This is a genomic window from Alcanivorax sp. HI0083 (assembly GCF_001635175.1).
Genome location: NZ_LWFX01000263.1, coordinates 1 through 876, shown reverse-complemented (window position 1 = coordinate 876; position 876 = coordinate 1). Strand labels below are relative to the sequence as shown.

The following is an 876-nucleotide window of genomic DNA, read 5'->3' as shown; positions in this document are numbered from 1 at the left end:
ACCAAGAATCTGGTCGGCGCCCACTTTCACGTTTTCGAAGAACAGCTCGGAGGTATCCGCCGCGTGGTGGCCCATTTTTTCCAGGTTGCGGCCGCGCGCAAAACCGTCCAGTGCGCAGTCCACGGTGAACAGGGTCATGCCTTTGGAACCGGCATTCGGGTCGGTCTTGGTGGCGAGCACGATCACGTCGCAGTGCTGGCCGTTGGTGATGAAGGTTTTCTGGCCGCTGATGCTGTAGCCATCGCCGTCCTTGTCGGCACGGGTTTTCATGCCCTGCAGGTCGGAGCCGGCACCAGGTTCGGTCATGCCGATGGCGCCCACGGCTTCACCGGTGACCATTTTCGGCAACCAGGCTTGTTTCTGCTCTTCGCTACCCAGGTGCAGGATGTAGGGAGCAACGATGTCGGAATGCACGGAAATGTTGGACGCCAGGGCACCAAAACCGGCACGGGAGGCTTCTTCCACAATCACTGCGGACAGGCGGAAGTTGGCGCCGAAGCCGCCGTATTCTTCCGGCACGTCCACACACAACAGGCCATTTTCGCCCATCTTGTTCCACAGCTCGCGGGGGAACATTTCGGCTTTTTCCCACTGGTCGTAGTGCGGGGCGACTTCGTTTTCGAGGAATTTTTTGACGTTATCGCGAAACAGTTCGATTTCGTTCTGATCAAGCATGCTGGCTAGTCCTGTTGGTCAACGGCGGCGGCCCACCCTGGGTGTGCCGATTAACAATGGCCCACATTCTAGCGCTAAGGCGTGACGGCCACATCAATGCCGGGTGACTGTCCGGTCCCGACGGGTGAGGCGAATCGCAGCCTTTGGCGTGCGCCGGCAAGTCTGGAGGTTGGGGGTTTGCGATTAGCGTGCGGGGGTTCG

1 protein-coding gene is annotated in these 876 nt (G+C 59.6%); it reads right to left on the bottom strand.

Annotated features, from left to right (window positions below; genetic code table 11):
- Window positions 1–675, bottom strand: a 675-nt coding sequence (locus A3754_RS02830; RefSeq protein WP_197468412.1) for an acyl-CoA dehydrogenase family protein, incomplete at its 3' end; no start/stop codon positions are given.
- Between the last annotated feature and the right edge of the window lie 201 nt (window positions 676–876).